This is a genomic window from Sutcliffiella tianshenii (genome assembly GCF_016908565.1).
GTDB lineage: Bacteria > Bacillota > Bacilli > Bacillales > Bacillaceae_I > Sutcliffiella_A > Sutcliffiella_A tianshenii.
The window spans coordinates 174,745-201,671 of record NZ_JAFBED010000005.1 but is presented as its reverse complement, the minus strand read 5'-3'; the positions used below and the strand labels follow the sequence as shown (position 1 = coordinate 201,671).

General features: G+C 44.6%; 26 protein-coding genes. 16 read left to right on the top strand and 10 right to left on the bottom strand.

What is annotated here, in order from left to right; genetic code table 11:
- Positions 1-370 precede the first annotated feature (370 nt).
- The 5 genes from JOC95_RS12915 to JOC95_RS12895 all read left to right on the top strand — a co-directional run bounded on the left by JOC95_RS12915 (position 371) and on the right by JOC95_RS12895 (position 6,668).
- Positions 371-2,128 carry an ABC transporter ATP-binding protein gene (locus JOC95_RS12915; protein WP_204416895.1) on the top strand — a complete coding sequence of 586 codons (1,758 nt, stop codon included), beginning with the start codon at positions 371-373 and terminating at the stop codon, positions 2,126-2,128.
- Positions 2,125-4,155: an ABC transporter ATP-binding protein gene (locus tag JOC95_RS12910; RefSeq protein ID WP_204416886.1), complete on the top strand. Its 2,031-nt coding sequence runs from the start codon at positions 2,125-2,127 to the stop codon at positions 4,153-4,155. The genes JOC95_RS12915 and JOC95_RS12910 overlap by 4 nt, the downstream gene beginning before the upstream one ends.
- Before the next feature lie 244 nt (positions 4,156-4,399).
- Entirely contained in the window at positions 4,400-5,221 is an 822-nt protein-coding gene (locus JOC95_RS12905; protein WP_204416884.1) for an amino acid ABC transporter substrate-binding protein, read from the top strand.
- On the top strand, positions 5,208-5,909 hold the full coding sequence (locus tag JOC95_RS12900) for an amino acid ABC transporter permease (RefSeq protein WP_204416881.1): 702 nt from the start codon (positions 5,208-5,210) through the stop codon (positions 5,907-5,909). Before JOC95_RS12905 ends, JOC95_RS12900 begins: the two co-directional genes overlap by 14 nt.
- Positions 5,910-5,924: 15 nt before the next feature.
- Complete coding sequence (locus JOC95_RS12895; protein ID WP_204416879.1) at positions 5,925-6,668, top strand: amino acid ABC transporter ATP-binding protein; 744 nt, start codon at positions 5,925-5,927, stop codon at positions 6,666-6,668.
- Between the two features lie 125 nt (positions 6,669-6,793).
- Here the strand turns inward: JOC95_RS12895 and JOC95_RS12890 are convergent, their stop codons facing one another.
- Entirely contained in the window at positions 6,794-6,997 is a 204-nt protein-coding gene (locus JOC95_RS12890) for an alpha/beta-type small acid-soluble spore protein (protein ID WP_204416870.1), read from the bottom strand.
- 247 nt (positions 6,998-7,244) lie between these two features.
- On the opposite strand from JOC95_RS12890, the gene JOC95_RS12885 reads away from it, so the two are divergent.
- On the top strand, positions 7,245-7,487 hold the full coding sequence (locus JOC95_RS12885; protein ID WP_204416852.1) for a hypothetical protein: 243 nt from the start codon (positions 7,245-7,247) through the stop codon (positions 7,485-7,487).
- Between the two features lie 45 nt (positions 7,488-7,532).
- Here JOC95_RS12885 and JOC95_RS12880 read toward each other — a convergent pair whose 3' ends face one another.
- The 8 genes from JOC95_RS12880 to JOC95_RS12845 all read right to left on the bottom strand — a co-directional run bounded on the left by JOC95_RS12880 (position 7,533) and on the right by JOC95_RS12845 (position 15,282).
- Complete coding sequence (locus JOC95_RS12880; protein WP_204416850.1) at positions 7,533-8,636, bottom strand: ABC transporter ATP-binding protein; 1,104 nt, start codon at positions 8,634-8,636, stop codon at positions 7,533-7,535.
- 145 nt (positions 8,637-8,781) lie between these two features.
- A complete protein-coding gene (locus JOC95_RS12875) occupies positions 8,782-9,693 on the bottom strand; it encodes a PucR family transcriptional regulator (RefSeq protein WP_204416848.1) in 912 nt (303 codons plus the stop codon).
- A gap of 92 nt (positions 9,694-9,785) precedes the next feature.
- A complete protein-coding gene (locus JOC95_RS12870; protein WP_204416846.1) occupies positions 9,786-9,971 on the bottom strand; it encodes a hypothetical protein in 186 nt (61 codons plus the stop codon).
- 55 nt (positions 9,972-10,026) lie between these two features.
- Positions 10,027-10,239: a YheE family protein gene (locus tag JOC95_RS12865; RefSeq protein WP_204416844.1), complete on the bottom strand. Its 213-nt coding sequence runs from the start codon at positions 10,237-10,239 to the stop codon at positions 10,027-10,029.
- A 45-nt stretch (positions 10,240-10,284) separates the two neighbouring features.
- Positions 10,285-11,475, bottom strand: a complete 1,191-nt coding sequence (locus JOC95_RS12860) for a YheC/YheD family endospore coat-associated protein (RefSeq protein WP_204416842.1) — start codon at positions 11,473-11,475, stop codon at positions 10,285-10,287.
- Complete coding sequence (locus JOC95_RS12855; protein WP_204416840.1) at positions 11,472-12,830, bottom strand: YheC/YheD family endospore coat-associated protein; 1,359 nt, start codon at positions 12,828-12,830, stop codon at positions 11,472-11,474. Before JOC95_RS12855 ends, JOC95_RS12860 begins: the two co-directional genes overlap by 4 nt.
- A 1-nt stretch (position 12,831) precedes the next feature.
- Positions 12,832-13,902, bottom strand: a complete 1,071-nt coding sequence (locus JOC95_RS12850) for a YheC/YheD family endospore coat-associated protein (RefSeq protein WP_204416838.1) — start codon at positions 13,900-13,902, stop codon at positions 12,832-12,834.
- Between the two features lie 6 nt (positions 13,903-13,908).
- Positions 13,909-15,282: a YheC/YheD family endospore coat-associated protein gene (locus tag JOC95_RS12845; RefSeq protein WP_204416836.1), complete on the bottom strand. Its 1,374-nt coding sequence runs from the start codon at positions 15,280-15,282 to the stop codon at positions 13,909-13,911.
- Between the two features lie 225 nt (positions 15,283-15,507).
- Between JOC95_RS12845 and JOC95_RS12840 the strand changes: the two genes are divergently transcribed.
- The 7 genes from JOC95_RS12840 to JOC95_RS12810 all read left to right on the top strand — a co-directional run bounded on the left by JOC95_RS12840 (position 15,508) and on the right by JOC95_RS12810 (position 23,085).
- Positions 15,508-16,641 (top strand): DUF445 domain-containing protein, encoded by a 1,134-nt coding sequence (locus tag JOC95_RS12840; RefSeq protein WP_204416834.1) that lies wholly within the window; start codon positions 15,508-15,510, stop codon positions 16,639-16,641.
- 99 nt (positions 16,642-16,740) lie between these two features.
- Positions 16,741-17,097 carry a YlbF/YmcA family competence regulator gene (locus JOC95_RS12835; protein WP_204416832.1) on the top strand — a complete coding sequence of 119 codons (357 nt, stop codon included), beginning with the start codon at positions 16,741-16,743 and terminating at the stop codon, positions 17,095-17,097.
- A 156-nt stretch (positions 17,098-17,253) separates the two neighbouring features.
- A complete protein-coding gene (locus tag JOC95_RS12830) occupies positions 17,254-18,114 on the top strand; it encodes a Cof-type HAD-IIB family hydrolase (RefSeq protein WP_204416830.1) in 861 nt (286 codons plus the stop codon).
- 127 nt (positions 18,115-18,241) lie between these two features.
- Positions 18,242-19,732, top strand: a complete 1,491-nt coding sequence (locus JOC95_RS12825) for a coproporphyrinogen III oxidase (protein WP_204416828.1) — start codon at positions 18,242-18,244, stop codon at positions 19,730-19,732.
- 432 nt (positions 19,733-20,164) lie between these two features.
- Positions 20,165-20,932 carry an enoyl-CoA hydratase gene (locus JOC95_RS12820; protein WP_204416826.1) on the top strand — a complete coding sequence of 256 codons (768 nt, stop codon included), beginning with the start codon at positions 20,165-20,167 and terminating at the stop codon, positions 20,930-20,932.
- Between the two features lie 237 nt (positions 20,933-21,169).
- Positions 21,170-22,000 carry an ROK family protein gene (locus JOC95_RS12815; RefSeq protein ID WP_204416824.1) on the top strand — a complete coding sequence of 277 codons (831 nt, stop codon included), beginning with the start codon at positions 21,170-21,172 and terminating at the stop codon, positions 21,998-22,000.
- A gap of 218 nt (positions 22,001-22,218) precedes the next feature.
- The gene (locus JOC95_RS12810) at positions 22,219-23,085 is read left to right on the top strand and encodes a TVP38/TMEM64 family protein (RefSeq protein ID WP_239582883.1); all 867 of its coding nucleotides are present in this window, start codon (positions 22,219-22,221) and stop codon (positions 23,083-23,085) included.
- A 15-nt stretch (positions 23,086-23,100) separates the two neighbouring features.
- On the opposite strand, the gene JOC95_RS12805 is transcribed toward JOC95_RS12810, so the two are convergent.
- Entirely contained in the window at positions 23,101-23,286 is a 186-nt protein-coding gene (locus JOC95_RS12805) for a YhzD family protein (RefSeq protein ID WP_204416820.1), read from the bottom strand.
- Between the two features lie 136 nt (positions 23,287-23,422).
- Here JOC95_RS12805 and JOC95_RS12800 point away from each other — a divergent pair, with 136 nt between their 5' ends.
- The 3 genes from JOC95_RS12800 to JOC95_RS12790 all read left to right on the top strand — a co-directional run bounded on the left by JOC95_RS12800 (position 23,423) and on the right by JOC95_RS12790 (position 26,926).
- Positions 23,423-24,325 (top strand): ABC transporter ATP-binding protein, encoded by a 903-nt coding sequence (locus tag JOC95_RS12800; protein WP_204416818.1) that lies wholly within the window; start codon positions 23,423-23,425, stop codon positions 24,323-24,325.
- The gene (locus tag JOC95_RS12795; protein WP_204416816.1) at positions 24,318-25,565 is read left to right on the top strand and encodes an ABC transporter permease; all 1,248 of its coding nucleotides are present in this window, start codon (positions 24,318-24,320) and stop codon (positions 25,563-25,565) included. The genes JOC95_RS12800 and JOC95_RS12795 overlap by 8 nt, the downstream gene beginning before the upstream one ends.
- 128 nt (positions 25,566-25,693) lie before the next feature.
- Positions 25,694-26,926: a metallophosphoesterase family protein gene (locus tag JOC95_RS12790; RefSeq protein ID WP_204416814.1), complete on the top strand. Its 1,233-nt coding sequence runs from the start codon at positions 25,694-25,696 to the stop codon at positions 26,924-26,926.
- Position 26,927: the final 1 nt, after the last annotated feature.

Sequence of the window (26,927 nt, the reverse complement as noted above, 5' to 3'; positions counted from 1 at the left end):
TTTTAACTTCATAGATCTCGTGACCTGTCCTGAGCGCGTACTCAGTCTGAATTAATCATGACTGGGACCATACCTTTATCATTTTGTATTCATTGGGATAATAGTAATGTGCAAACACAGGTCACTGCATGAACGTGACGTGTGCTTTTTTATTGGGGATATTCTCAGGCATACCGGGCTGGCGTTCGGTGTGCCTTTTTTTATTTGCATAGATTTCTATATTCTTCCACTAAAGAAGATGAGGTCCAAACAAATTTTAAGGGGGAAATTAAAAATGGAAAAAGCAATGGTTCTTTTGATCACATACAGAGAGGCTTCAGATGATGGGTAGGTGCCAAAGGTCTAGGAAATCGGAGAGGGGCAGGATAACATGCTATCAGTATTAGGTAAATTAGGATGGTTTTTTAAGGAGCATTGGAAAAGATATGCAGTAGCCATTGCATTACTCATTTTTGCGGGGTTTTTGGAAATCATCCCGCCAAAGATGATTGGAATGGCCATTGATGATATACAAATAGGCGCTTTTACACCTGAAAGGCTTTTTCAATATGTTGCCTTTTTATTCTTTCTTGCTTTTGTAATCTATGGAATTACTTATGTATGGATGTATCAGCTTTTTGGCAGTTCATTCCTTGTGGAAAGGTCATTGCGCTCGAAGCTGATGGGACATCTTTTAAAGATGACACCGACATTTTATGAAAAAAACCGTACCGGTGATTTAATGGCGCGCGCAACGAATGATCTGAAGGCGATTTCTACCACCGCCGGATTCGGTGTACTGACACTTATAGACTCCAGTGCATTCATGCTTGTCATTCTCGGGACGATGGGGTTCCTCATCAGCTGGAAACTGACAATCGCAGCCATTCTGCCATTGCCGTTGATGGCACTTGCCATGAATATTTACGGGAAAAAGATTCATCAACGCTTCACAGAAGCCCAGGATGCTTTCGGTGATATGAATGATAGGGTGCTCGAATCCATTGCAGGAGTGCGGGTCATCCGTGCTTATGTGCAGGAACGGGCAGATCAGGGCAGATTCCATGAGATGACGGATGATGTGTATAAAAAGAATGTGAAAGTTGCCATCATTGATTCTTTGTTTGAACCTACCATTAAACTGCTGGTCGGGGCAAGCTACCTGATCGGGCTCGGTTACGGGGCATACCTCGTGTTCCATAAGGAAATCACACTAGGTGAGCTTGTCAGCTTTAACGTATACCTGGGGATGTTGATCTGGCCGATGTTCGCAATTGGTGAGCTTATCAACGTCATGCAACGCGGGAACGCTTCTCTTGATCGTGTCAATGAGACGCTTGCCTATGAAGCGGATGTAGCAGACCATGCTTCACCCATATCGGTAAATGATCCGGCAAGCATTGACTTCGACGAGGTTACATTCCGATATCCTTCGTCAACTGTGGACAATTTGAAGAAGGTTTCCTTCCATATAAAGAAGGGCCAGACACTTGGAATTGTCGGGAAAACAGGAAGCGGGAAAACAACCATCATCAAGCAACTATTAAGGGAATATCCAACCGGAAAAGGCAAAATCACCATAGATGGCGTCCCGCTGGAAAGAATCACACTTGAGGAGATACAAGGATGGATCGGCTATGTGCCACAGGATCATGTGTTGTTTTCCAGGACGGTAAAAGAAAACATCCTTTTTGGGAAGCAGGATGCCACAGATGAAGAGATAGCAAAGGCGATCGAATCCTCGGCATTCACAAAAGACCTGGAGATGCTACCGGAAGGATTGCAGACGCTGGTTGGGGAAAAAGGTGTTTCCCTATCAGGCGGACAGAAGCAAAGGATTTCGATTGCAAGAGCATTGATCGCCAATCCTGAGATTTTGATCCTTGATGATAGCTTATCGGCAGTCGATGCGAAAACGGAAGCGACCATCATTGAAAATATCAGAAATGAACGTTCAGGAAAAACGACCATCATCTCCACTCACCGTTTATCAGCAGTCCAGCATGCAGATTGGATCATCGTGCTTGAAAACGGGGAAATCGTCGAGTCGGGCCTCCATGAACAACTAATGGCAGCAGGTGGATGGTACAAAGAACAGTTTGAAAGACAGCAAGTTCAGTCGCCAAAAGGAGGCGAAGTGTTGACATGAAAGAAGTAAAATCAGGGAAACGGCTATTTCGCTACGCCCTAACACAAAAGAAAATCATCATTATTGCACTGATCATGCTTTCCATAGCAGTTGCAGCAGAGCTAACTGGTCCATTCATTGCAAAACGTATGATCGATAACCACATTCTGGGGATTGAAAAAACGTGGATTGCGACAGGGGAAGAAGGACAGGATAAAGTCTTTTACAATGGAAAGTACTATCTGCGCGAGGACCGTGCCGAAGATACAGATGTATCAGGAAAGGATACGGCGAGGGTTCTCCAGGTTGGCAGGGAGTATTATTTTGTTCCATCAGAAATCACTTTTGATGGAGAGAGAAGGGCTGCAAATGGGGAACTCACCATTACCCGAGGCGAAGAGTCAGCCACCTATGAGGCAACTAGGCTCACTAGCAGCGAACTGATCGACTTTTATCAGCCGGAGGTAAAATATATCGGGTATCTGGTTGCATTGTATTTTGGCCTGCTTGTAGTATCATCATTTTTCCAGTACGGACAGAGTTATTACCTTCAGACATCGGCAAACAGGATCATCCAAAAGATGAGGGAGGATGTATTCGGTCAGATTCAAAAGCTGCCGATCCAGTACTTTGATCATCTTCCTGCAGGCAAGGTCGTTTCTCGGATCACCAATGATACGGAAACGATAAAGGAGTTGTATGTAACGGTCCTTGCGACGTTCTTTTCGGGACTGATCTATATTACAGGGATCTATATTGCCTTATTCCTGTTGGATGCCAAGCTTGCAGCCATAAGCTTGCTTCTCATTCCGATACTTGTGATATGGTTTATTTTCTATAGAAAGTATGCATCAGTGTACAATCATAAGATCAGGGCATTGTTAAGCGATATTAACGGGAACATCAATGAATCCATCCAGGGAATGACGATCATTCAAGCGTTTCGCCGCCAAAAGAAGGCGAAGGAAGAATTCGAAACGTGGAACGAGGAGCATTTCACCTATCAGAACAAACTGCTGAGCCTGAACGCATTGACTTCCCATAATCTTGTCGGCGTTTTGCGCAATATTTCCTTTGTGGTCGTCATCTGGTATTTCGGTGGCGCTTCATTGGGGGTCGGATCGATGATTTCATTGGGAGTCCTGTATGCTTATGTGGACTACCTTGGAAGAATGTTCGGACCGATTACAGGGATGGTCAATCAGTTGGCCAACCTGGAGCAGGCACGTGTTTCAGCAGCCCGTGTATTTGAATTGATGGATGAAGCAGGGGTGGAAGTATCGGATGTACAGCATCCCCGCTATGAAGGGAATGTCTCCTTCGAATCGGTCTCGTTTGGATACAAAGAGAATGAATACGTCCTGAAGGATATCAGCTTTCAGGCGCAAAAAGGGGAAACAGTGGCACTTGTCGGTCACACAGGTTCAGGGAAAAGCTCTATCATGAACCTCCTTTTCCGCTTCTATGATATTGAAAAAGGGAAAATCCTTATTGATGGAAAGGATATTCAGCAGCTTTCGAAGCAGGAAATCAGGCAGCATATGGGGATTGTACTGCAAGATCCATTCCTTTTTTCCGGTACAATCGCATCCAATGTAAGCTTGGAGGATCCATCCATCTCGATGGATAAGGTAAAAAAAGCATTGGAGGATGTAGGAGCAATGGATTTCATCTCCGCGTTGCCCAAGGGGTTGGAGGAACCTGTAATTGAAAAGGGAAGCACGCTTTCTTCTGGACAGAGACAGCTCATCTCATTTGCAAGGGCTTTGGCCTTTGACCCGGCAATCCTGATTTTGGACGAAGCCACAGCGAGCATTGATACAGAGACGGAGGCAGTCATCCAAAACGCACTTGAAGTGCTGAAAAAAGGAAGAACGACCTTTATCATCGCTCACCGACTTTCTACCATCAAGAGTGCAGATCAGATTCTTGTATTGGATCGCGGGGCTATTGTAGAAAGAGGAAACCATATAGAACTTATGGAACGTAAGGGGAAATACTATCAAATGTATGAGCTGCAACAAGGTGGCCAGCATTTGGCGGGATAAGATCATCAGGAGCCGGGATATCCCGGCTCTTTTTTTGATGCAAAAAGACCAGTTACTCTTTTCAAGTGCAGGGTATAGGTTGAGTAATGGATATTCAAAGGGATGTTAAGAAACGCAACATTATTAACGCGGAAATAGGAAATGATAATGGTGAAACAAATCTCTTTACAACAAGAGGAACTTTATATACTATACAATATGTTAATAAAACAATTCTGATAAGATTACTGGGGGTTTAAAAAGGATGAAGAAATATTTAACACTATTTACACTATTGTTCACATTCGCATTTGTTCTGGCGGCATGTGGAACTACAAATAATGATGGAAAGACAGGCGAAGGGGACAAGGCAGAAGAAAAGGAAAATCTGCTTAGCAAAGTGGAGGAAGAAGGAACACTTCTGATCGGGACGGAAGGAACATACCCTCCATTCACTTTTCATGACGATTCCGGTAAACTTACCGGGTTTGATGTAGAAGTGGCAGAAGAAGTGGCAAAGCGTATGGGCGTGGAAGCGAAGTTCATGGAAACGCAATGGGATGCCATGTTTGCCGGCCTTGATGCAAAACGTTTTGATATGATCGCAAACCAGGTTGGCATCAGGGAGGATCGCCTGGAAAAGTATGATTTCTCTGATCATTATATTACAAGCACAGCAGTAGTTGTGGCGAATAAAGACAATGGAGACGTAAAAGAATTTGCTGACATCGAAGGAAAGAAATCTGCTCAATCATTGACAAGCAACTACGCAGATCTTGCACGTGAAAACAAAGCGGAGATTGTCGGCGTAAATGGTTTCAACGAAGCGATCGAATTGTTATCCTCTAATCGCGTGGATGTGACGATCAATGATAAATTGTCGGTACTCGATTTCCAAAAGAACCGTCCAAATGCACCGATCAAGATTGTGGCAGAGCATGAAGATGCTGCAAAAAGCGGATTTATGTTCAGAAAGGGCAGTGACGAATTGGTAGAGGCAGTCAACGGCGCTTTGGCAGAAATGGTGGAAGACGGCACTTACGCAAAGATTGCAGAGAAATGGTTTGGTGAAGATGTACTTAACTAGTATTTTTTCAGACCCTGAAAGACTTGACCGGATGATGAGCATTGCCCAGAGTTCCCTTCTCCCATTGGTGAAGGGTGCTCTCACTTATACGATTCCATTGACATTGATTTCATTTAGCATTGGCCTCGTGATTGCTGTGTTAACGGCATTGGCACGTATTTCTTCGGTCAAGCCGCTACAGATCATCGCAAAGATCTATGTTTCCATCATCAGGGGAACGCCGCTGTTGGTGCAATTATTTATCATTTTCTACGGTTTGCCTTCCATAGGGGTGACCATTGATTCCTTCCCGGCTGCCGTAATCGGATTTTCCCTCAATCTTGGTGCATATGCATCAGAAATCATTCGCGCAGCCATCCTATCCACGCCAAAAGGGCAGTGGGAGGCGGCATATTCCATGGGAATGACTTACCCGCAGGCATTGAAACGCATCATTTTACCGCAAGCATCCAGGGTGTCCATTCCCCCGTTATCCAATTCCTTCATCAGCCTTGTCAAAGATACCTCACTGGCGTCCTTGATATTGGTGACGGAAATGTTCAGGAAGGCACAGGAAATAGCAGCCACCAACTATGAATTCCTGCTCTTGTATACACAGGCGGCAGCATTATATTGGATCATCTGCTTCTTGCTTTCCCTTGTTCAAGGACAGCTGGAAAGACGATTAGACCGGTATGTAGCAAAATAAAAAGGAGCTCAGTATATGATTGCAGTTGAGAGCTTATACAAACAGTTCGGAGATTTAGAAGTATTAAAAGGAATAGATTTAAATGTGGAGCAGGGAAAAGTAGTGGTCGTCATCGGGCCATCCGGGTCAGGAAAGACGACACTTTTACGCTGCTTGAATATTTTGGAGACACCAACCGCCGGAAAAGTATCCATAGACAATCAAACATTGGACTTTTCCTCAAAGGTTCCTTCCAGTAAGATTGCCAGCTTCAGAAGGTTGACGGGGATGGTGTTCCAGAGCTATAACCTTTTCCCCCATATGACAGCCCTGCAAAATGTGATGGAAGGGCCGATTACGGTGAAAAAGGAACAAAAAGCAAAAGTGGAAGAAAAGGCAAGACGCCTTTTAGTGAAGGTTGGCCTTGGCGACAAAGCGGACTTTTATCCATTCCAGCTTTCAGGCGGACAACAGCAGCGTGTCGGCATTGCAAGAGCGTTGGCGATGGAGCCGAAGGTGATGCTTTTTGATGAGGCGACATCCGCGCTGGATCCCGAGCTTGTCGGCGAAGTTCTTCGAGTCATGAAGGAGCTTGCCCAGGAGGGGATGACCATGGTTGTTGTCACCCATGAAATGCAATTTGCACGTGAAGTGGCAGATGAAGTCATTTTCATGGACAAAGGTGTCATCGTGGAAAAAGGAAAGCCTGAAGAGATTTTCGAATCCCCGAAAGCAGAAAGAACAAAACAATTCCTGCGAATGATAAGCAGTGGAGTATGATTATAGTATTTGAGACTTCGTATTGTGCGAGGTCTTTTTTTATCCCCTCAACTAGGAAGGCACCCCAAAGTATGAGGTGCCTGGATCCATACATATAAAATTATGTGTTACATAAAAACTGAAACTTATCTTCCGCCTAGGGATTGCTCAGCCATTTGAACTAGGCGCTTCGTGATTTCTCCACCAACAGATCCGTTAGCGCGAGCAGTTGTGTCAGCACCAAGGTTAACTCCGAACTCAGAAGCGATTTCATACTTCATTTGATCGATAGCTGCTTGTGCTCCAGGTGCTACTAATTGATTAGACGAATTTCTTGATTGGTTTGCCATGTTGATTCATCTCCTCGAAATATAGTTTTGGTTGGACCCACTGGGTTTGCACCAGTTCAGCAGAAATTCCTGCCGCGCTCTCGGCCTGGTCCATCTGGTAGTAAGTTGTTACTTGTATTATAGGAATTTCTTAAAATCCTTATTCTTTTTTCTTACAGGTAATTATTGGATATCGAAGGGGTTGGCAGCTAGCATAATTCCATCAGTTTGAGAAAAAATAAACTTGATCAGGAATGGAGGGGCAAGGATGGCGATGTGTCCTTTATGTAATGGATTCGATTCATATGAAACAAGGTGTGCGTCTTGTGGAAGCTTGATGCTGGATGGCGGGAAGGCGACGGATTTCTTGGATGATTATAGCGCATATATGGATATTGATGTATTAAAGCTCGTGGATGGGGACTTGAATAGCCTGGCGGAAAATATTTGCCTTCATATGTTCAGCTGTCCTCTTTGTCAACAGGATCAAATGGTGGTTGTAAAAGAATAAAGCCAGACCGCTCATTCATGAGAGGGCCTGGCTTTACGAGTATCATTATTTTGTACGGATGCGAGATTCCGTTTCAAAGTCGAAGAAGTGGGCTTTATTCATATCAAGTGCAAGCTGCAAAGTCTGCTGAGGCTTGACATCTGAACGGGAATCAACACGTGCTACAAAGTCCTGGCCGTGGATCTGGGAATAAAGCATGGATTCTGCACCAAGCAATTCTGCAACTTCAATTACTGCAGTGATGGTAGAACCAACAGCGGACTCAATGAACACAGGCTCATCATGGATATCCTCTGGACGAATTCCAAGGATGACTTCTTTCCCAACGTAACCTTGGTCACGAAGGACTTTCATTTTTCCTTCTGGAACGGAGATTCTCTGCTCCCCAAGTAAGAATGCACCTTCCTCAAGTTTACCATTGAAGAAGTTCATTGCAGGAGAACCGATGAATCCGCCAACAAATACGTTTTCAGGATTTTCGTATACTTCTTTTGGTGAACCAAGCTGTTGGATGATGCCGTCTTTCATGACAACAAGGCGAGTCGCCATTGTCATCGCTTCAGTCTGGTCATGCGTTACGTAAATAGTAGTCGTTTGCAGACGTTGGTGAAGCTTGGAGATCTCAGCACGCATCGCTACACGAAGCTTTGCATCAAGGTTGGATAGTGGCTCATCCATCAAGAATACTTTTGCATCACGGACGATTGCACGTCCCAATGCAACACGCTGACGCTGACCACCTGATAATGCTTTAGGTTTACGGTCCAAGTATTGCTCAAGTCCAAGGATTGCTGCTGCTTCTTTTACGCGGCGATCGATTTCTTCTTTCGGGAACTTACGAAGCTTCAATCCGAAAGCCATGTTGTCGTATACATTCATATGCGGGTAAAGTGCATAGTTCTGGAATACCATCGCGATGTCGCGGTCTTTTGGAGCAACATCGTTCATTCTTTTCCCGTCGATTTCAAAATCTCCCTTGGAAATTTCCTCAAGACCTGCAATCATACGTAAAGTTGTAGATTTTCCGCAACCTGATGGTCCTACGAATACGATAAACTCTTTATCCTTGATGTGTAAGTTGAAGTCTTTAACGGCAGTAACATCGCCTTCATATACTTTATAAATATGATCTAATTTTAATTCAGCCATTGTTCATTTCCCCCTATGAAATCGTTTTCTTAACTAACATCAGTGTACCGAAAACGCATACAATCCGTAAATGTACAAGTTGCACAAAGATGGGGGTGTTTTTTGTGCATGTTGTCATGAGTCTGACAACATGTCGGGGAAAACATCACTTTTCCGTTTCCAAAATGATCAGTGCAAGATAAGCGGCCAATGCACCCTGGAAGTTTTTAATGTCTATCCCGGTGCGCTCTGAGAACTTATCTATTCGATATTGCAGGCTGTTGCGATGCATGAAAAGCTTTTTTGCAGTCAACGAGACATTGAGATTATTTTCAATGAAGACCTTGATGCTTTGAAGCAATTCCTGATCTTCTTCGAGCACAGGTCCGAACTGCTGCTTGAACTGTGTGACAAGCTCTGGTTCCAATTGCCCTGTCACCAGATAGGGGATGGCCTGTTCAAATGTATGGATCGCCATTTTCTTTTGTGAAAGGCGGGAGAGGTCAAAGCATTTCTTTTCCCAGTCAAAGGCAAACTTCGCATTTTCGTCTATAGATCTCGAGGAGCCGATGAACAGCTTTACATTTGAATAAAAGTCGCTTGCGGTCGTATCGATGATATCGGAATAGGGAGGGCTTTCCTCCGGTTTATGATTTTTGGGAAACACTTCAACCAGGACCCCTGATGTGGCATTTTCCCATATCAGCTCGATGGGTGTCTCAAAAAAGGCAGTCAGTGCTTCCTTCCAATCCTCCTTATGCTGGAAGGCATCCACGAAATGGAAGTGGATGAAACGGCAATGCATCTGTGGTGGATAGGGATGGTCAGGTGCACTATATTCATTTGCATACAATAAGGAATGCCACCAATTTTCCGTTGAAGACATGTCAAATTGGACTTGAGATGCCCGCTCCATGAATGCAGCCAACAATAGCATGTCCTTTTCCCCTAATTCGCTTTTCTCAATACCGATATAATCATTGGTCGGTCCATAAAACCATTCATACTTCTGGAAATCATCCGGCATTGATCTTCTTACAAGAGAATCTCCGTAAATTTCTTTCAGTCGATTGTACATGAGGATCCCTTTCTTTCTATACGTGCGTTGCTTCTATTATAGCAAAAGAACGAACAAAAAAACTCTTCCTGTTGATAGGAAGAGTGCCAGGTCTATTCATTCGGCGGCGTTTCCTTTTCCAGGTCGCGCGCCTCTTCGATATTTGTATATTTGTCCCTGGAAAATACGCTGCCACCGGCCATTCCTTCATTGATATAGCGATCCACGTCCATGAAGTACTCATCACGACCTTCGTAGCTAGGTTCTTTCTTGGTCTGATCCTTCTTATTATCCGTCAAAAAAAATCCCTCCTTTTACACTTAGTTTGTGTATAGGAGGGAGGAAGCATACCAGTTATTCGTAGACATGAAACAGCATCAGCTCATGGATCTGTTTCTCCACTTGTTCTTTTTCTTCAGGAGAAAAGGAAGCGGTCCCGTCAAAATCAATCTGTCCATCCTTATGATAGGTGGCCGTTATACGCTGGCCTTTGAAAAAGAATGAAAGATGCCACCCGGGCAAACTACTGTTTTTGTAGAAAGGTTTCAGTTGGAAATGTGAGATCATGCTGCTCCCCCTAATCATTATTTCTCGATAATGATTAGTTCTACACTAAACGACGTTTTCCTTTTTTTTATTTGATTTAGCGATAAAAAGATCTGTCAGCTTTTCAATGGAAGCGGTCTTGATTTCCGGTTCATCAAAGTCCATCGGCTTTGCATTCAGTTCAAATAGAAAAAGCTTGCCATCAGGGGTGACCCCTATATCAGCAGAAAACTCACCAAGATTGTCATAAAAGGTGGAAAGATGCTTTCCGCATAGGCTGATAAGCTTTCGGATAGCCGGGACGTCCAGCTCAAATGGAAGATCCTCCAAAGACACTATGCTTCCCCCTGCCGGAACGTGGGTGGTGACCTGCTGCTTGGTGGCCACACGGACTCCGATGCCTGTTGTGTCAAAGTCCTGTTCGTTAGCATGGGCAAGAATCCTGTAATCGAATTTTCTCCCTTCAAAAGGTAGGGTGGCAATTGCCTCCTGGATGATGTAGGAGTGTGCGGGTCCATCCTTGCAGAAATATTGATATAGCTTTTTAATGCTCGGAAACAATAAAGTTTTAGCGGAAGTGGTTTTCAGGATATAGCTATGGCCATTGTTGGAGATGTAGGAAAGGCCGATGCCTTTTTTACTTTTTCTTTTTTTTATATAGACCTCCTTATAGGTTTGTAGAAATTCCGCCAGGTTTTCCTCATTCAATAGGGAGGTCCGCGGAAGAAAAGGCGCTAGCTCCTGATGGCTTTTCAGCTGCAGATAGAGCTCCCATTTATCAAAAAAACATGGATTGAAGATCGGGATATCGTAAAGGTCTGCCAGATTCTGCACTTTTTCAAGATGTTTCACTTCATCTTCATGTGAAATGAGTCTGTTATAGATGATGTCAGGCAGGGGCGCCTTCATTTTTATCCAATTCCGATGTGCTGGCAGAAAGCAGAAGCCGTCCATCCCGTCATCTGAAAGCTGATCTGGTGTAAAGACAATCGAATTGCCGCCCTTTCTGGCCAGTGAAAGCTGAAGTCGTTTAAAAAGGCCGATGTTCCCGATGAAGCCCTCTTTTTTTGGACTCGCCATGATGCCTACAAGCGGACCTGCCTTATTTTCCGCCACTTGGAAATGAAAAGACTGATACTCTCTAGGATGAGAGTCCTTATGTGGAACAGTGAAAAACTTGCCAAGGAAGATCTTTTCTTTTCCCTGATCGGTGTGATACCAGGATTTTTCTTTTAGATCGTAGTAGAGCTGCTTCATGAAAGGATGCCGTCCGGATGCTGAATGGTTTGTTCTGTAAGGTAAACAGCATATTCGATGGAAAGCTTTCTTGTCAGGATATCTTCATTTCTTAGCTTTGGATGATAAAAAATTGACCTGCCCGGCTTTGAATTTGCTTCAAACAGCCATACCTTCTTATCCCTATCCATGCCGAAATCAAAACCGATCTCCCCGATGAAGCCAGGAAGATGTGTATCGATTGCATCGCTGATGAGAAGGGAGGCCCTCTTCAGTTTGTCTGTGACCTCTGTTTGCTCAGCTTCATCTGGAAACAGCTCTGAGAGGGTTTTTACCACACCGCCGCTATTCATATGGGTGGTGACACTGCCTTTGCCGCTGAGCTTTGCCGCCATGGCACTGACCATCCACTTGCCGTTTTCATCTTTATTGGTATGAACGCGGAAATCTATATGGGAATCATCCTTTTTCAGCAGAGGAATTCCCTGTTGGATCAGATAGCCTGAAAGGTCTTTATTTTTCATGACAGTTCCAAGCAAGGTTTCCAGGGAAGAAAAGCGCATGAGCTTGTTCTGAAGGTCCTCGTTCTTGTATCTGACATAATAGTGGCCTTCCTCCCGGTTATAGATGATCTTATACACACCGAGACCAAGGCTGCCATTCATCGGTTTAACATAAATGAACGGATAATCCGAAAGGAATCTTTCCATTTTTTCAATGGTCACCTTGTTGCTCGTCTCAGGCAGGTAGGGTACGATGCTTTCTTCGATCATCAATTTCTGGTGGATGTCCCATTTGTTGAAGAATCCGGGATTGAACCAGGGGATGGCATAGTCCTTTTGCATTTTCTCCCTGGTTTCCGAAAGGAGCTTGTGCTTTTCGGTCCGCCGATTTGGCAATCTATCGTATACCACATGTGGGAAAGGAACTTTTTTTCTGCTCCAGCCCTTGTCTGAGAACATATATCCCTCCATCGTCCCGTCCTCCCAATTGATATGGTTGGCACCAAATAGGAAAACATATGCGCCAACTTTTTTCTCGGTTGAGAGCAGTTTGGAGAAAAAGAGGGTACGCTCGCCTATCGGACGGACGATCGAGTTCGTAAAACCAGCTGTGAAAATACCGATGAGCGGCCCGAGATGAAGTACATCCTCCTGAACGAAAAGATGGATTTTCCCTTCATATGGCAACAGCAGTTCCTCATAGATCTTCTTGGATACGTATAAGGTCCCTCCTGCATGATAGGAGGGGGTGCATGCGTATTGCAAAGTTCCAAAAGCAATGGAGGAGACAGGCCTATCTTTTAATGCATCAGGGATGAGTATGGCATCATCCTTCAGTGAATCCTTACATTTTACAGGCAAAAGAGCTTTCATATCATTCAACTCCCATTTTGTTTCCTAATGAAAAATCCAGGTGTGCACAATATTTGCTTGGTGCCTCATAGATTTCCTGTTGAACATGTTTTGCAGTCATTGTTACTATTTTATGACCTGGCTTGGAATTAATATCTAATATCCACAAATTCATGCGGTTATCCAATCCGAGATCCAGCCCCAGTTCAAAAAGTGGCCTAAATTCCTTTTCCAGTAGTACAGGAAGGTGTGTGACTATTTTTCTGATATCATCTTCGAGCTTTCTCTTTAGGGCGGAGGAGAAGCTTTTGGAAAGCGAAGTGAAGGTGTGCATCCTTCCGCCACCAGCCAAATTGGAGGTAATATGGTGAGGGATGCCTGTACGAATGATCCTTATCCGTTCCTGCCATTCCCCATTACCGTCCTTTTGCAACAGAAGCCTGATGTCAAATGGACATCCTTCTTCATTCTGAAGTGGCAAAAAAGGCTGAAAGATATAGGATGTTTTTTGCATCCGGGTATGTAGCCATTGCTGAAATTGGAGGGAGGAACGGAACGTGAATAGTCGCTCCCCAGGCTGATTCACTTCCTTTGCCAGTAAAAGACCGTTGGAGGCTTCAACCTTTATCAGCCCTTTTCCTTGTGAACCTTGTATCGGCTTTAACAGCCACTTTTTTTCTAGCTGTAAATTTGCCAAGAGGAAGGTTGGAGTGGTGAGTCTTAAAGTTTTTGGGAAAAAGGATGAGAGAGCCGGGTCGGTTGATAAAGCCTGATAAACGATCCATTTATTGGGAAGGCCGTATCCCAAAAAACGATGAGCATCATCTTGCTTCAGACGCTCCACCCGTCCGGACAGGCCCCGGGCCGAGAGTGTGGAGTAAAAGCATCGGTCATAAATGAAAGAAGGAATAGGAAAGCTGTCACTAACCCATTCCAATTTTTCAGGACAAAACCGGAGACCGTTTATTTCTTCCTCCCAGGTCAATTGCTGGGGGGTAAAGTGAAAAACCGTCATTCTGCTGACCGAGTGCTGGGCTATTTTCGTCATATAAGGAGTCGGCTTCAAAAAAGAAAGTATTCCCAGTGTCATCATGACCTATCAGGCCTCCTTGATTGTTTCATCTATCAGAAATAAACAGTAAAGGATAATCGCTTTTGCAGAAGGGCGGATCATAGAGGAGCTTGGAGTGCTATCCATGTTCTTGGAGGGCTTGGTGTTCACCTCGATGATCCAGGGGCGTCCTGATCTATCGACGGCTAGGTCGATCCCAAGCTCCCCGTAGATTCCATCCGACTCCGTTCCCACCACATTGGCCACTTCCAGCGCAATTTCCTTCAGATGCTGCCGGAGATGCATAAGCTCCTCTTTTTCAAAGCGGGATCTTAATGCTTTTGTAACGGAAAGCATTTCTCCACCCTGTGCAAGGTTTGATACAAAGTATCCCGTCTTGGAAGCCCTGGCGGTGGAGGATGTCATCCGCCAGCGGTGGTTTTCCCCCCGATGGCAAAGGTAACGAAAGTCGACCGGGCGTCCATCAAGATCCAACAAATCGATGCCCTCTTGGATGATGTACTTCTTTTTCCTGATATGCGAGGAAAGCCGCTTGTACAATTCAGCAAAAGTACTGTATGTTGAAGATACTTCCTGTTGAATGGATGAATAGCTTAAATGAAAGCAGTCCCCCTCCTTGCAGACCTTGAAAATCTGCTTTCCCTGGCTGCCATTGATAGGTTTAATGAAGATGGTGGAGTATAGGTCCAGCCAACCTTCAAGCGATTCTTTTGAAAAGAGGGTCGTATCCGGCAAAAAAGGCCGCAGATGCCCCGCCTCCTGCAATTGTTTATAGACGGTCCACTTATCGAGAAAATGATCATTGAAATAAGGTATTTTCCATTCCTGCAAGGCCTGGGTGAAATCCTGAAACATTTGCTGTCTTTCGTTCGTACGTTTATGGAGCCTATTATGGATCACTTGCGGAAAAGGAAGGGTGTACCGTTTCCAAGCATCATTCTCATAATAATAGCCTTCTATTGATTTATCTGTCCGCTTATCCGGTACTGAAAACACATAAAAAACCGCTCCGATCTCATCGGAAAAATTCGCAAGTTCCTGGCAGTAGGCATGAATGGACTTCAAGTCGATCTGTTCTTCCTTTAAGCTGATTTCAGTCAAAAGTCCGATGACCGGGCCGATGACAAGTTTTTGTTTTGCTTGATCATAGGTAACCAAATAATTTTTTTCTTCCTCAAAAAGCAGCAGGGAATGTAAAATAGAGGGATCGAGTCTCATGGTGCATTCCTCTCCCTTGATACTTACGACCGGAGCCGAGATTGTATTCCGACTGCATTGCAAATCAAGAAAAGATATATCTTGTGGAAGCTTCAATTTTTTTACCAAAGCTTCACTTACCTGTATAATTGGAACTGAATGCACGCTTTCAAACGGCACAACTCTTACAATATGGAAGTTCATGATTTTCCCTCATTTATTACCTGTAGCGGCAAGGTGTAGGTGGATGAAGCAACTTGGGGATAGTGAGAAGGTGCCAGGATCATTCCCTATCAAAAGGAGAAGGTCGCTAACACCCCGATTGGTTCAACTAACAATGGGAAGAGGCCAAGGCCCTACCCAAGTAGAAGGTTCCTTTTATTGTATGAAAGCAGAAGTAATAGGTGATAAAAGAAAGGTTGTTTATAGATGAAAATACTGTATGTCATATCTGTGATGGTTCTTGTAGGTGCACTGATCGGGGGGGTGACGAACTCCCTTGCAATACGGATGCTGTTCCGGCCCTATAAACCGGTATTCCTCTTCGGAAAAAGGGTTCCATTTACCCCTGGCCTGATTCCAAAACGGAGAGGGGAGCTAGCCGATCAGCTTGGGAAGCTCGTGATGGAGCACCTGCTCACTGCAGACAGCATGAAGCGAAAATTGGAAAACAGCCAGTTCCAGGAGAAGATGGAGGAATGGGTAAAGGCCGAACTGCAAAAGTATCTGGAAAGCGGGATTACGGTCGAAGAGTTTTTGTCCCGCTTCGGAATCGAAGACGCAGAAGTATTACTGAAGGGAAACCTTGTGCGCATCGTCGAATATAAATATGAGGAAATCATGACAGGTCTTCGCACTAAGCCATTTGAGCAAGTTCTTCCAGCCTCAATGGTTCATTCCGTGCATAGTAAAATACCGTTTGCAGCGGAATATGTACTAACAAAAGCCGTCCATTATTTTGAAAGTCCCGAAGGCAAAAGGCAGCTCAACAAGATGATCCAGGACTTCATTGCTACACGTGGAAAGCTTGGTAGTGTGGTGCAAATGTTCATGGGCAATTACAATATTGTGGATAAAGTGCAGCCGGAGGTCGTCAAATTCCTGAAGCACGATGGAACAAAGGATGTCCTGTTGAAAGTCTTATACGGGGAATGGGAAAAAATCAAAGGGATGGAAATCCGTGAAGTCGAGGATAAACTGACAAAAGAGACCATCCTTTCCACTATCCATAAAGCGCTTGAGCGGACCTTGAACATACAGGGCTGGATGGAAAAGAGCATATTTGAGGCCGTACAGCCGATCCATCCATGGATGATGGAAAAGCTTGTCCCATCGATTCTTTTGACGGGAAGCCACCTTGTACTGGAGAAACTCGAGGAACTCCTTGCGAAACTGCAGCTGGAGGATGTAGTCCGGGATCAGGTAGAGTCCTTCTCTTTGGAGCAATTGGAGGAAATGGTCCTTTCCGTATCAAAAAAAGAATTGAAGATGATCACGTATCTTGGTGCCCTGCTAGGTGGGTTGATCGGACTTTTCCAGGGGATGTTCGTTCTTTTGGTATAGTCATCACATGGTGAATTGTTTGAATGAATATGGCAGGTTTGTTATACTTGTCACTAGCATACCCGATATTTTGGGTAAAAAAGGAAGGAATGATCTATCTTGTCTAATAATGTTTATGATGTAGCCTATGGCTTGGAAAAAGCGGTAAGAGAAAGCGATGACTTTAAAAATCTTCAACATTTATATAAAGAGGTTTTTGCTGACGAGTCCACGAAAAGAATGTTCGAGAACTTCCGTAACATCCAATTGGAGCTTCAACAAAAGCAGATGACCGGCCAGGAAATCTCCCAGGAGGAAGTGGAAAAGGCACAACAAACGGTAGCGCTCGTTCAGCAGAACCCAAGCATTGCAAAGCTGATGGAAGCAGAGCAACGCATGAGCATGATGGTGAACGAACTGAACAAAATCATCATGAAGCCTCTTGAAGAATTGTATAGTGCAGAGAACCAAAACTAAGCTAAAGCGTACTTCGGTGCGCTTTTTGTTTTGGGGTCTTTTTTTACAAACCATCCATCCGCTGCCACTGCAACCTCACCATACCTGTTCTATTTTACTCCCATTCCTCATACTCATATCAGTAAGTACAAACATCTTAGATAAGGAGGCCTCTCCATGATATACCGCTTACTAGCCATAAATATTGATGGTACTTTGTTGAAGTCGAATGGAAGATTAGCAAAGGAGACAAAGGAAGCCATCGAATATGTGAAGAATAAAGGGGTCTATGTAACATTAGTGACAGGCAGGAACTTTGCTTTTGCAAAGAAGGTTGCGAAATCGTTGAAGCTTGACACATTCCTGATCACGCATGGGGGTGCATTCATCGCCTCCAAACTAGATCAGCCGTTGCAGGCAAAAAGAATCTCAGAGGATAAAACCTTTAACCTTGTTCAGGTACTGGAAAACTATGATTGTACCGTAAGGATTTTGCATGAACGATACTCGATCGGGAACAGATTGAGGGGTGCGAATAACCTGATGGCAAGGGCGGTCCTCGGCTCGAGTGATCCTTTGATCTACCCGATGCAGTTCGTGGAATCGCTCGGAGACACTTTGATTGATAATCCGATAGCTCCACCGAAGATCGAGGTATATTTTACGGAGCCGGAAGAAAGGGAGCGGGTCTTCGATACTCTGAAGTCCGCTTTTAAAGATATCGAGATCCTCGTACATGCCGATGGAAAAGTTGATATTCTTCCTGATGGGGGAACAAAGCTTGATGGCCTTTTGACCCTTGGGGATGTCTTGAAGATTGCCCCACAGGAAATGGTCGTGATCGGTGATACGATGGAGGATCTGCCGATAATCGAGGTGGCAGGACTTGGAGTGGCAATGGGGAACGCCCCGAAAGAAGTGAAGCAGGCAGCCGATTGGATTACGCGGACCAATGATGAATCCGGTGTTGCCTACATGATAAAAGAGCACTTCCGCAAGCAACAGCGCATTGCATTTTTAAATAAATTGAAAATATAAAAGGAATGGGAGGCGACGCAAACTTCACGCCGCCTCTTTTTTCCTTATCCTGATGCTTGATAATCTTTCACCTGTTCCGTTACACTAGAAAGAGTGAAATGGAGAGCAACATTGAAGGGTGATTATAATGAAAATAGCAATTAAAGGGCTTCATGATGATAGATACCACCGTCCGTTATCCTTGATTTCGGACTTGTTTTTTGAAGAAACGGAAGTTTTTTTTGAGAATAGTGACAATGACTTGGCTGATATCCTTATCACTTTTTCCGTAGAGGAAGTGGCTGATACGTTTCATGTTCAAGGAATGCTTGGCGGTGATACCGTCCAACATGAAAAGAATTTGACGTCAACTGATGAGAAGGAAAGGTTTCGCTTGAAAAAGCAGGCGGTTTCCTATGCTTTTCTGACTCTCTTGCAGAATGAGACGGGAATCATCCAGAAGTGGGGGATTTTGACGGGTATTCGTCCTACCAAGCTTCTTCATTCAAAGCTGCAAAAGGGCGAAGAGAAAGAAAGGGTCCACCAGCAGCTGCGAGAGGACTATCTGATCACTGACGAAAAAATTGCACTCATGCAGGAGATTGTCGACCGTCAGCTTTCTGTCGTGCCCGACCTGTACGACCTTGGAAACGAGGTCAGCATCTATATCGGCATCCCTTTCTGCCCGACGAAGTGTGCCTATTGTACGTTCCCGGCCTATGCCATCAATGGGAAACAGGGCAAGGTGGATTCCTTCCTTGGCGGACTGCACCATGAAATCAAGGAAATCGGTGCATGGCTGAAAGAAAAAGAGATCAAGATCACGACCGTCTACTATGGAGGCGGGACACCGACAAGCATCACCGCCCAGGAAATGGACATGCTCTATGAAGAGATGTATGACGCATTTCCGGACATGGACCGTGTCCGCGAAGTGACGGTGGAAGCAGGACGTCCGGATACGATTACGCCGGAGAAGCTCGAGGTCCTGAAAAAGTGGAACATCGACCGCATCAGCATCAATCCTCAATCCTATACCCAGGAAACCTTGAAGGCGATCGGCCGTCATCACACGGTGGAGGAAACAGTTGAAAAGTTCCATCTTGCCCGTGAAATGGGGATGAACAATATCAACATGGACCTGATCATCGGATTGCCGGGAGAAGGTGTTGAGGAATTCGACCACACCCTGCAGGAGACGGAAAAGCTGATGCCAGAATCCTTGACGGTGCATACCCTTTCCTTTAAACGCGCCTCAGAGATGACGCAGAATAAGCGTAAATACAAGGTGGCCGACCGCAATGAAATCAGTCGCATGATGGACATGGCAACAGTTTGGACAAGGGAGCATGACTATGTACCGTATTATCTGTACCGTCAAAAGAACATTCTTGGAAATCTCGAGAATGTCGGCTATGCACTGCCAGGACAGGACAGCATCTATAACATCATGATCATGGAAGAAAAACAGACGATCATCGGCTTGGGCTGCGGGGCGTCCAGTAAATTTGTCCACCCGACTACCGGCAAAATCACTCGGTTCGCAAACCCGAAGGACCCGAAATCCTATAACGACGGTTTCCTTCATTATACCGAAGAGAAAATCCGCATTCTGGATGAACTGTTTTTTGGGGAATGATAACAGGAAAAGAACGTATGAGCTAAAGGGCTATACGTTCTTTTTTTGCGGCGTCTTATTTCCTGTAATTGGAAAGTCGCTAGATTACTGCGTGTTTTGGACAGAATGAGCGGTAAAGTCGACAGAATATCTAATGTTTTGGACAGAATGAAGGACCTTTTGGACAGATAACTGCCCATTCCCGACAGAATAGCTAAAATGAACAAGTCCCCTAGGGCCTTACAGGTACCCCGCGCCACCAGCAGCATACACCTTCGCGATTGATCGGAAAAATCCTGCCGGGGTCTGGCCCCATATTTTTTGGCCCTATACTACCTATATTCCCTACACCCCATATATTTCTGAAAATTCTATCAAACGAAGCGGCATTCATGTATAATAAAGAAATGAATAGTCATTCATATTTGGTTTGATGAAGGGGAGGGTTTTATTATGGGTACGGTGAAGGTGACGGATCAGGGACAGGTTGTTGTGGTGGAGTTGAATAGACCGGAGTCGTTGAATGCCATGAATGTGGAGATGCTGGAGACTTTGGCGGAGGAACTAGAGAATATCGCGAAAGGTGATGCGAAGGTAGTCGTACTGAAGGGCAGCGGAAATGCCTTTAGTGCAGGTGGAGACATCAAGATGATGCTTGAGAAGGATGAGGGCAACTTTGACAGGGTCATGGATTCCATTGGTTCGATGATCACGACATTATATACCATGCCGAAAATCACAATCAGCGCCATTCACGGTGCAGCTGCAGGTCTAGGACTGAGTCTGGCCCTTGCCAGTGATTTTGTTGTAGCTCATTCCTCTACGAAATTGGCGATGAATTTTATCAAGATCGGCCTCATCCCTGATGGCGGCGGGCACTTCTTTATGGAAAAGCGCTTAGGGGAAGCGAAAGCGAAGCAAATGATCTGGGAAGGAAAAACCATTTCGGCAGCACACGCACTGGAGCTCGGATTGGTAGATCGTATTGAGAACGATGGGATGGAAGATGTCATCATGAAAAAAGTGTCCACACTTCTTCATGCTCCAACCCAGGCGATGCTTGAGACAAAACAAATTTACACTAAAACCTCGCTTCCACGTTTACAGCAGATCCTGGAACTGGAAAAAAATGCACAAGGCAGAATGAGAAAGTCCGATGATCATAAAGAGGGCATCAAGGCATTTGTGGAAAAAAGGACGCCCGTCTTTACTGGAAAATAAATTAAATCTAAAACTTTTAAGCTGCTCCCTTCCGTAGGGGAGCAGCTTGATGTTTTAGAGGGCTTTGGGAGAGGTGGTTGAGGGGGGAACTGCATAAAGCTGTCCTCTGGAGCACTGCCTTCAAATATATAATATCAACCCGAACGACAAGCCATGCATTCAAAGGATCCATGTAAAACTTCCTTGCCGCTTGCCCTTCAGATTAGCTATGATAGGAAAAAAGGGGAGGTCATCGTAGTGGACAAATACATAGGAGTAGACATTGGTGGAACTAAAATGTTGATGTTAGCGGAATATGAAGGAGATACCTTTACAAAAAAAGTACCTACTGGCAACAAATCCACTAAAGAGTATCTTAAAAATGAAATTGAAACTTTTATAAAAGGGTTACCATTTCAACCAGAGGGCATAGGGGTTGCCATTCCTGGATTGGTGGAACAGAACAATCGGGTATTAGTGTCGGATGTGCTTCCAGGAATTAATGGGATGGATTCGAGCTGTTTGAAAAATATGGCAAATAAAGTGGTTTTCATAAATGATGTGAAAGCTGCGCTGGTAAAAGAGGCAGGGGCTGTTGAAAATAATATCGCCCTTGCAGTAGTCATGGTAGGAACAGGCATAGCAGCTGGCATGAAGCAAAATGGCCATTTCATAAATGGGAGTAAAGGATGGTCCGGTGAACTCGGGGGCATCCCGATACCAACCGAAGCTGGAATCAGGACTTTGGATGAGCTCGCAAGTGGTGCTGCCATTTTGAAAACAGCGAAAATGGATGCAGATGCCTTAAAACAGAAATTAAAGGAGGGCGACAGGTCTGCATGTAAAGTGGTGGAACAGGCAGGGAAATTTCTGGGGATAGGGCTTGCAACTATCATCCAGCTTCTGAATCCTGAAAAATTGGTCATTGGCGGCGGAACCCTCCAGTATGAAGGCTATCTCGAATCGGCAATCAGGCAGGCAGAGGAATCGGCATTTCCGGAATTGTGGAATGTCTGCACGATTGAAAAAGCTCAAGAAGCACAGTTCATGGTGGCACTTGGTGCAAGGATGTTTGCCTATGACAGCTGAAAAATCTGTCATTCCTGATAAATAAATATCCTATAATTTTTATTGCCAGTATTAAAAATAGACAGAGCTCCTCCAAAGGTGATACTATTTTTTCAACTAAGACCCAAGGCGTATCGAAAATTAATGCTTTGGTGCGTTTTATCATAAATACGAGATATCTATAATAAAAGTGGTATATCAGTTCGAAAATTATGGTTCACATTGGAGATGTTACAGCCTTGATAAATAATAAAAATCAGTTGCCGCTCGAAGTCTTTTTGCACCTCCTGATTGCGGTCACATCCACTTATTTGCTCTGTACGGTTTTTCCGACATTGCTTTTAACGTATAAAATGGTCTTTCTATTCATCATCATCGGTATAACGTTGGTGGATTTCTTCCTGCTGTTGGGGAAACGCTATGAATATCTGAAAATCACAAAAGTTGCCCATTTTACCGTTCTCATTTTTGTGCTTCTTCTATTTCTTGTATACTACTTAACCAAGTTCCTCGTTTTAACCGATATGTATGGCATGGAAAATATGCTTCGTGATCACGAATCCACTGCGCAAGTGATCTTTTTCTTAATATGCATGGCACAGCCTATCATTCTCCCGATTCCTGAGGCAGTGACGCTCCCGGCCGGAAGTGCGGTGTTCGGCCCATTTACAGCTGCCTATCTCGGATTCATGGGTACATTGGCAGGAATTGTCCTCATGTTTTTCATCGCGCGTATCGGAGGAGTGAAGCTTGCATCCAAATTGGTGAAAGAAAAACATCTCCGCAAATACCAGGAGTACATGGGGAAGAATGAAACGGTCATACTTGCACTTTTATTCATCATCCCGATCCTTCCCGATGAAATCATTTGCGTGGGGGCGGGGATAGGGGCAGTTTCGTTCAAAAGGTTCTTTATCATTGCAGCCATCACCAAACTTTTCACAACCACCTTGTTGGCCTACTCGGTCTATTTTGCCACCGCGCTATCCTTGACGAACACCCAGCTCGTGGTTTCGAGTTCCATCCTCCTGCTTGTCATCTTCATTTCCAGCATCACTATAAAGAGAATGTTGGAAAAAAGCAAAAGACGCTTACGATCACATTGACCGAAGCGTCTTTTTTTATCTATGAAACAATACCAATTTTCCGCTCGCATTTGTACAGCGGTGTGTGGAATCCAGGTAGTTCAATTCCGCCAATCTTTTTTCGCCTGTTTCTTTCGCTTCTTTTTCGGTGGCAGCTTCAAAGCTCTCATCAAGCAATGTTTCACCTGAAGCGCTGAATACTGTAAGTGTATATTTCCCCATCGTTATCCCTCCTGTAAAGAATGAATGACTATTCATTGCTTTTATTTTACTATTAGAATCCTATTTTGTAAAAACATTATGAAACTATTTGTTTCTAGAGTCGTATATTTAAGGAGAGTTTAGGAGGGATACTATTATGGCATTGAAAATAGAAGGTGTAACAAAAAAGTTCGGCAAGCACGTCGCAGTGGATGATTTGACATTGGAAATACCGGAAAGCCAGATGTTCGGATTTCTTGGGGCGAATGGTGCCGGTAAGACGACGACGTTCCGTATGGTACTCGGTCTGCTTGAGCCTACAGCAGGCAGGATTTCATGGGCGGGAAAGCCGATCACATACAAAGAGAGCCAGATTGTTGGATATCTTCCAGAGGAACGTGGGCTATATCCGAAACTGACTGTGAAAGATCAGATGATTTACTTGGGACGCCTGAGAGGGATGGGGAAATCCGAAATACTGAAGGAGCTCGAGCTTTGGCTTGAACGATTCAGAGTGCCGGAATACTTGAATAAAAAGGTGGAGGAGCTTTCCAAGGGAAATCAACAGAAGATACAGTTCATCGCTTCCACCATACATAGACCAAAGCTCTTGATCCTGGATGAGCCGTTCAGCGGACTCGATCCATTGAATGTCGAGCTATTGAAGCAAGCGGTGGTTGACCTGAAAAATCAAGGTACTTCCATTGTATTCTCGTCCCACCGGATGGAGCATGTAGAGGAGCTTTGCGAGCATCTGTGCATCATGCATCACGGCAGACCGGTCGTGCATGGCTCACTGAGGGATATCAAACGCTCATTCGGAAGGAAAAATGTCATCATTCATGCCGACTTTGATCTGGAATTCCTAGTCCGGCTGCCGGGAGTGACGAACACAAAGAAAACGGCAGAGGGCATGATCATCCAGGTGAACGATGAAGGGGTCTCGCAGGATATCCTTCAGGAGATCACCGGACTGGGCTATGTAAGGAAGTTTATCCTCGAAGAGCCGTCATTGAACGATATTTTCATTGAAAAGGTAGGTGCTTCCTATCATGAATAAGTTTCTTGTCATTCTTTTTCATACGTACATGAGTAAACTGAAGTCAAAGTCATTCATTATCACAACGATCATCAGCACCATTTTCATCCTTGGCATCACCAATATCCAATCCATCATCGATATGTTTGATAAAGAGGAAGAGAAAATAGTGGCTGTCTATGATGAACAGAATGCGGCATTCCCCTTGATCCAACAGCAATTGGCTTCCACCGGAGATTCCTTGAAAGCGGAGAGGGTGGACACCACGGAAGGAATCGAGGAAAAGATAGAGTCCGGGGAATATGAAGGGCTGCTGAATGTATCCTTTGATGAGGAAGGACTCCCATCAGGAGAGTACAAGGCTTCCTCCATCACGGATAATGAAACCATCACACAGCTCGAGCAGGCCCTGCAGCAAATCAAGGTTGGCATTGCGACAAGTCAGTTAGGACTCACGCAAGAGCAGATTGCCACACTATATGAGCCGATTCAGTTCGATGTAATCGCGTTACAGGAATCTGCAAAATCTGCAGAAGAGCTGAATCAGGCACGCGGACTGGTCTATGTCCTGCTGTTTGTCATTTATTTCTCGGTCATCCTGTATGCAAGTATGATTGCCACAGATGTTGCAGTGGAAAAGTCGTCGCGTGTCATGGAAATCCTGATTTCCTCCGCATCACCTATTATGCATATGTTCGGAAAAATACTTGGCATTGCCCTGCTTAGTTTAACTCAGCTGACATTCTGGATTGTGGTTGCCTCCATATCCTTAAGAGGGAATATCGAGGGTATGACAGGCGGGATGTTTGAATATTTCGGTGTAGGGGATATCGCGGTATCAACCATTATTTTTGCAGTGGTATTCTTCCTGCTCGGATATTTCCTTTATGCAACTTTTGCAGCATTCCTGGGTTCATTAGTAAGCCGGATCGAGGAAATCCAGCAGATCATCCTGCCGATGACCCTCTTGATTGTTGCAGGCTTCATGATTGCGATGTTCGGTTTGAACAATCCTGATAATTCGTTTATACAGGTGACCTCATTCATCCCGTTCTTTGCACCAATGATCATGTTCCTGCGTGTCGGGATGCTCGAGGTCCCTATCTGGGAGATCGGATTATCCATTGGGATCTTGATTGCCACCATCGTGCTTCTTGCGATGTTTGGAGCCAAAGTATATCGCGGAGGAGTTCTGATGTATGGAAAAAGCTCATCCCTGAAGGATATCAAAAAGGCGTTGCAGCTTTCTAAAGATAGATAAAATGAAACACAAACCCTCAAATGACATTCGTTTGGGGGTTTGTCATTGAAAATTCCTTGTGGCACGAACGTGCATTCGTATTTCAGCCGTGTTAAAATAAAGAAAAAGATTAATAGGCGAGGTATCCTATGAATGCTATTCGATTTATACACGCAGCAGACCTTCATTTAGATAGTCCGTTTAAAGGGTTGAACCATCTGCCTCAAGAGATTTTTGAGCAGGTGCGATCAAGCACGTTTTCCGCTTTCACCAAGCTTGTGGACATTGCGATTGAAGAAAAAGTTGATTTCCTTGTCCTGGCAGGAGATCTTTTTGACATGGAATTACGAAGCCTGATGGCTCAGGCAAAACTGAGGGAGGAGTTCCTGCGTCTGGAAGAGGCGGCAATAGAGGTATACGCTATACACGGAAACCACGATTTCATCGGTGAGGGCAGCCTTCACTTCCGCTATCCGAAAAATGTCCATATTTTCAATGAAAAGGTAGCTTCCAAAAGGTTCATGAAAAATGGAGAGCACATTGCGAATATTTATGGATTCAGCTATGACAGACGGCATGTACTCCAGAACCGGACAAGTGAATATTTGAAAAAGGATCCTGACATCCCTTATCACATCGGAATCTTGCATGGAAACTTATCGGGTAGGGAAGAACACGACCCTTATGCCCCCTTTTCCCTTCCCGAACTGTTGGAAAAGAAATTCCAATACTGGGCGCTTGGACATATACATAAACGTGAGATCCTGCATGAAAATCCCCCTGTGATATATCCAGGAAACATCCAGGGCAGAAACAAAAAAGAAACCGGTGAGAAAGGCTGTTATCTAGTGGAACTGGATCAGTACGGGGCAAAGATGACCTTTAAGGAGACAGCAACCATACTATGGAAGGAACTGAAGCTCTCCATCGCATCCATTGAAACGGTAGATGAACTGTTGCAGGAAGCTAATGCACTGCTCGAAAAAAGCAGGCAGGAGGAGAGGGCCTCCCTCATACGTATTGTGCTGACCGGAGGCGGACCATTATTTGTATATCTTCAAGATGAAAGCATACTCGAAGATCTTCAGCAGTATTTAAACGAAGGAGAACAAAGCCAGCCAAACTTTCAATTAGTATACAGTATAGCCAATCAAACCGCGCCTTCATTTAACAAAGCGGAATTAAGACAGAAAGCCTTCTATGAAGACTTTTACAAGGTCGTAGAGGATTCGGCGGATATCAAATCATTCCTTGATCCCTTGTTCAAGCATTCCGATGCAAGAAGCTTTTTGGAGCCTTTAAAACAGGAAGATCATAAAGCCATCTTGGAAGAAGCGGAACAATGGCTCATCACGAAATTTCTTGAATCGGAAAAGAGGTGAA

What these genes read in the sequence shown, in the direction of transcription:
- JOC95_RS12800 (WP_204416818.1), top strand. Translation starts at nt 23,423, where the DNA reads ATGGCATTGAAAATAGAAGGTGTAACAAAAAAGTTCGGCAAGCACGTC.
- JOC95_RS12905 (WP_204416884.1), top strand. Translation starts at nt 4,400, where the DNA reads ATGAAGAAATATTTAACACTATTTACACTATTGTTCACATTCGCATTT.
- JOC95_RS12850 (WP_204416838.1), bottom strand. Translation starts at nt 13,902, where the DNA reads ATGATGACACTGGGAATACTTTCTTTTTTGAAGCCGACTCCTTATATG.
- JOC95_RS12880 (WP_204416850.1), bottom strand. Translation starts at nt 8,636, where the DNA reads ATGGCTGAATTAAAATTAGATCATATTTATAAAGTATATGAAGGCGAT.
- JOC95_RS12795 (WP_204416816.1), top strand. Translation starts at nt 24,318, where the DNA reads ATGAATAAGTTTCTTGTCATTCTTTTTCATACGTACATGAGTAAACTG.
- JOC95_RS12805 (WP_204416820.1), bottom strand. Translation starts at nt 23,286, where the DNA reads ATGGGGAAATATACACTTACAGTATTCAGCGCTTCAGGTGAAACATTG.
- JOC95_RS12790 (WP_204416814.1), top strand. Translation starts at nt 25,694, where the DNA reads ATGAATGCTATTCGATTTATACACGCAGCAGACCTTCATTTAGATAGT.
- JOC95_RS12890 (WP_204416870.1), bottom strand. Translation starts at nt 6,997, where the DNA reads ATGGCAAACCAATCAAGAAATTCGTCTAATCAATTAGTAGCACCTGGA.
- JOC95_RS12820 (WP_204416826.1), top strand. Translation starts at nt 20,165, where the DNA reads ATGGGTACGGTGAAGGTGACGGATCAGGGACAGGTTGTTGTGGTGGAG.
- JOC95_RS12895 (WP_204416879.1), top strand. Translation starts at nt 5,925, where the DNA reads ATGATTGCAGTTGAGAGCTTATACAAACAGTTCGGAGATTTAGAAGTA.
- JOC95_RS12855 (WP_204416840.1), bottom strand. Translation starts at nt 12,830, where the DNA reads ATGAAAGCTCTTTTGCCTGTAAAATGTAAGGATTCACTGAAGGATGAT.
- JOC95_RS12910 (WP_204416886.1), top strand. Translation starts at nt 2,125, where the DNA reads ATGAAAGAAGTAAAATCAGGGAAACGGCTATTTCGCTACGCCCTAACA.
- JOC95_RS12845 (WP_204416836.1), bottom strand. Translation starts at nt 15,282, where the DNA reads ATGAACTTCCATATTGTAAGAGTTGTGCCGTTTGAAAGCGTGCATTCA.
- JOC95_RS12825 (WP_204416828.1), top strand. Translation starts at nt 18,242, where the DNA reads ATGAAAATAGCAATTAAAGGGCTTCATGATGATAGATACCACCGTCCG.
- JOC95_RS12830 (WP_204416830.1), top strand. Translation starts at nt 17,254, where the DNA reads ATGATATACCGCTTACTAGCCATAAATATTGATGGTACTTTGTTGAAG.
- JOC95_RS12875 (WP_204416848.1), bottom strand. Translation starts at nt 9,693, where the DNA reads ATGTACAATCGACTGAAAGAAATTTACGGAGATTCTCTTGTAAGAAGA.
- JOC95_RS12840 (WP_204416834.1), top strand. Translation starts at nt 15,508, where the DNA reads ATGAAAATACTGTATGTCATATCTGTGATGGTTCTTGTAGGTGCACTG.
- JOC95_RS12885 (WP_204416852.1), top strand. Translation starts at nt 7,245, where the DNA reads ATGGCGATGTGTCCTTTATGTAATGGATTCGATTCATATGAAACAAGG.
- JOC95_RS12860 (WP_204416842.1), bottom strand. Translation starts at nt 11,475, where the DNA reads ATGAAGCAGCTCTACTACGATCTAAAAGAAAAATCCTGGTATCACACC.
- JOC95_RS12915 (WP_204416895.1), top strand. Translation starts at nt 371, where the DNA reads ATGCTATCAGTATTAGGTAAATTAGGATGGTTTTTTAAGGAGCATTGG.
- JOC95_RS12900 (WP_204416881.1), top strand. Translation starts at nt 5,208, where the DNA reads ATGTACTTAACTAGTATTTTTTCAGACCCTGAAAGACTTGACCGGATG.
- JOC95_RS12865 (WP_204416844.1), bottom strand. Translation starts at nt 10,239, where the DNA reads ATGATCTCACATTTCCAACTGAAACCTTTCTACAAAAACAGTAGTTTG.